Genomic DNA, 3,360 nt, shown 5'->3' with positions numbered 1-3,360 from the left:
CACGTGCCAGCCGTACACGGCCCGGCTGGTGGCTTACTGAATCGTGGGACACAGGGAACCTTTTGTGATGTCTTGCGGCATTAGACCGGTATGTCCACAAAACAGGTTTCAGCCGAGCAGGGCCGGGTCGAGGACGACGTCCTCGCCGTGCACCGTGGGCTCCTCGGGGAAGTGGCAGGCGGTCAGGTGTCCCTCCCGGTTCCCCTCCAGCCTGACCAGCGGCGGCTCCTCGGTCGCGCACTGCTCCTGGGCCTTCCAGCAGCGGGTGCGGAAGCGGCAGCCGGACGGCGGGTCGATCGGGGAGGGCACGTCTCCCGCCAGGCGGATGCGCTCGCGGGACCCGGTCTCCACGCTGGCCTCGGGGACCGCGGACAGCAGCGCGTGGGTGTAGGGGTGGCGCGGGCGCTCGTAGAGGGAGGCCCGGTCCGCTATCTCGACGATCTTGCCGAGGTACATGACCGCGACCCGCTGCGAGAAGTGCCTGACGATGGCCAGGTCGTGCGCGATGAACAGGAACGCGATGCCCATGTCGCGCTGGAGCTGCTGGAGCAGGTTGACGACCTGCGCCTGGATCGAGACGTCAAGCGCGGAGACCGGCTCGTCGGCGACGATCAGCTTGGGGTTGAGGGCCAGCGCGCGGGCGACCCCGATGCGCTGGCGCTGGCCGCCGGAGAACTCGTGCGGGAAGCGGTTGTAGTGCTCGGGGTTGAGGCCGACGATCTCCAGCAGCTCCTTGACCCGCTTCTCCCTGCCGCCCGCGGGGTTGATGCCGTTGATCTCCATCGGCCCACCGATGATGGTGCCCACGGTGTGCCGGGGGTTGAGCGACGAGTAGGGGTCCTGGAAGATCATCTGGATCTCGGCCCGGACGGGCTTCAAAGCCTTGCGGCTCGCGTGGGCGATGTCGCGCCCGTTGTACCGGATGCTGCCCCCGGTCGGCTCGAGCAGCCGGGCGGCCAGCCGCCCGGTGGTCGACTTGCCGCAGCCGGACTCGCCGACCAGTCCGAGGGTCTCACCGGTGTGCACGGTCAGGTCGACGCCGTCGACCGCGTGGACCTTGCCGATCTGCCGCTTGAACAGCAGGCCGCCCGTCACCGGAAAGTGTTTCTCCAGGCCGGACAGCTCCAGCAGTACCTCGCTCACGCGTCCTCCCTCGCCGACGGCCTCGGTGAGCCGCCACGCGCGCGGGAAGCCTCACCACGCTCGTTCACACGCCGTCCTTCACCGGCGGCGCGGGCGGCGCGCCGCCGTACTCGGTGGTTCACTTGTGGATCTCCCGCTTCTGGGCGAGGGTCAGGTAGCACGCGTCGCCGTGGCCGCGGTGCGGGGACAGTTCGGGCCGCTCGCCCTTGCACACCTCGGGTCCGGCCAGGTTCACATAGTCGCACCTGGGGTGGAACGGGCAGCCGGACGGGACGTTGATGAGGCTCGGCGGGGTGCCGCGGACCGGCTTGAGCGGTACGTCGACCGACGCGGTCAGCCGGGGCATCGAGGCCAGCAGGCCCCAGGTGTACGGGTGGCGGGGCTCGCCGAGGACCTCCTTGACGGTGCCGCGCTCGACGGCCCGCCCCGCGTACATCACCAGCACGTTGTGCGCGGTGCTCGCCACAACGCCCAGATCGTGCGTGATCATGATGATGGAGGTGCCGGTCTGGTCCTGGAGCTCCTTGAGCAGGTCCAGGATCTGGGCCTGCACGGTCACGTCGAGCGCGGTGGTCGGCTCGTCGGCGATCAGCAGGTCCGGGTCGCAGACCAGGGCCATCGCGATCATCGCGCGCTGCCGCATGCCGCCGGAGAACTGGTGGGGATAGTCGTCCACCCGGATGTTCGGCTGCGGGATGCCGACCCGTGTCAGCATCTCGACCGCGCGGGCCCTGGCCTCGGCCTTGCTTGCGCCGGTGTGCTTGCGGTACACCTCGCTGATCTGCCTGCCGATGGTGTGGTACGGCGAGAGCGAGGTCAGCGGGTCCTGGAAGATCATCGCGACCTTGTTGCCGCGCAGCTTCTCCATGGTGGACCGGGAGGCGCCGGTCAGCTCCTGGCCGTCCAGGTGGATCTCTCCGCTGATCTTGGTGGTCTCCGGGTTGTGCAGGCCGAGCACGGTCAGGTTGGTCACCGACTTGCCGGAGCCCGACTCGCCCACGATCCCCAGGGTGGTGCCCTTCTCCACGTCGAAGGAGAGCCCGTCCACCGCGTGGACGACGCCGTCCTCGGTGTGGAAGTCGACGGTCAGGTCACGGACCGACAGGAACGGGTTCGACACTTCTTCCAGACTCCTAGCTCAGCCGCACGCGGGGGTCGATGACGGCGTACATGACGTCGACGATGATGTTGAACACGACGATCGCCCCCGCCGCCACCAGCACGGTGGCCATCAGCATGGGCAGGTCGGAGTATGTGACCGCCTTGACGGAGAGCTGCCCGACCCCCTGCAGGCCGAAGGTCTGCTCGGTGATGATCGCGCCACCGATCAGGGTGCCCAGGTCGACGCCGAAGATGGTGATGATGGGGATCAGGGTGCCGCGCAGGGCGAACCTCATCACGACCGAGCGGCCCGACATGCCCTTGGCCCGCGCGGTGCGGACGTAGTCCTCGGTGAGTTGCTCGACCATCGTCGAGCGGGTCATGCGGGTGTAGTTGGCGGTGAAGATGATCGCCAGCACCACCCAGGGCAGTGCGAGACCGGTGGCCCAGGCTATCGGGTTCTCGGTGAACGGCACGTATTTGGGCTGCTGCAGGATGTGGTTCTGGTAGACCAGGAAGTACAGCGCCAGTGTGCCGACGAAGTAGATCTGCACCGAGGCGCCGATGAGGGACGCCGTGCTGGCGATCTTGTCCAGTGCCTTGCCCTGCTTCAGCGCCGCGATGATGCCCGTCGCCACGCCGAAGGTGAGGAAGACGGCCGCCGCGCCGATCGTGAGCGAGACGGTGAGCGGCATGCGGTCGAGGATCGTGTCCAGCACCGGTGCCCGGTTGACGAAGGAGTAGCCCAGGCAGGGGGCGGAGCAGTGGCCCAGGCCCTCGTAGTCGCGGCCGAAGAAGATGCCGCCGACCCAGGCCAGGAACTGGGCGAACAGTGGCTGGTCGAGTCCCAGGTTATGCCGCGCCTGCGCCAGCAGCTCCGGTGGGCAGACCTTGCCGCAGGCGAGCCTGGCCGGGTCGGCCGGCACGGCGAAGAAGAGGAAGAACGTGCACGCGGCGATGATCAGCAGGGTGACCACGGCGCCCAGGGTGCGGCGAGTGATGAATCGAAACATTGCCTGTTTCCCGACGGTGGCTGGGAGACCGCCGAGGCGTGTTGAGCGTGGCGGCGGGAGTGGTCCTGCTGGCACTCGCGACGATGGGCTACACCCTGCCGCC

3 protein-coding genes are annotated in these 3,360 nt (G+C 68.4%); all 3 read right to left on the bottom strand.

The window, feature by feature from the left end; all coding sequences use genetic code 11:
• Positions 1-108 precede the first annotated feature (108 nt).
• The 3 genes from AB0395_RS44765 to AB0395_RS44755 all read right to left on the bottom strand — a co-directional run bounded on the left by AB0395_RS44765 (position 109) and on the right by AB0395_RS44755 (position 3,257).
• Positions 109-1,143 carry a dipeptide ABC transporter ATP-binding protein gene (locus tag AB0395_RS44765; RefSeq protein ID WP_366293369.1) on the bottom strand — a complete coding sequence of 345 codons (1,035 nt, stop codon included), beginning with the start codon at positions 1,141-1,143 and terminating at the stop codon, positions 109-111.
• A gap of 118 nt (positions 1,144-1,261) precedes the next feature.
• The gene (locus tag AB0395_RS44760) at positions 1,262-2,263 is read right to left on the bottom strand and encodes an ABC transporter ATP-binding protein (protein ID WP_366293366.1); all 1,002 of its coding nucleotides are present in this window, start codon (positions 2,261-2,263) and stop codon (positions 1,262-1,264) included.
• A 13-nt stretch (positions 2,264-2,276) separates the two neighbouring features.
• The gene (locus AB0395_RS44755; protein ID WP_366293363.1) at positions 2,277-3,257 is read right to left on the bottom strand and encodes an ABC transporter permease; all 981 of its coding nucleotides are present in this window, start codon (positions 3,255-3,257) and stop codon (positions 2,277-2,279) included.
• Positions 3,258-3,360 lie beyond the last annotated feature (103 nt).

Source organism: Streptosporangium sp. NPDC051023, assembly GCF_040689595.1.
Taxonomy (GTDB): Bacteria; Actinomycetota; Actinomycetes; order Streptosporangiales; family Streptosporangiaceae; genus Streptosporangium.
This window is presented reverse-complemented; position numbering and strand designations above follow the sequence as displayed.

What these genes read in the sequence shown, in the direction of transcription:
- AB0395_RS44755 (WP_366293363.1), bottom strand. Translation starts at nt 3,257, where the DNA reads ATGTTTCGATTCATCACTCGCCGCACCCTGGGCGCCGTGGTCACCCTG.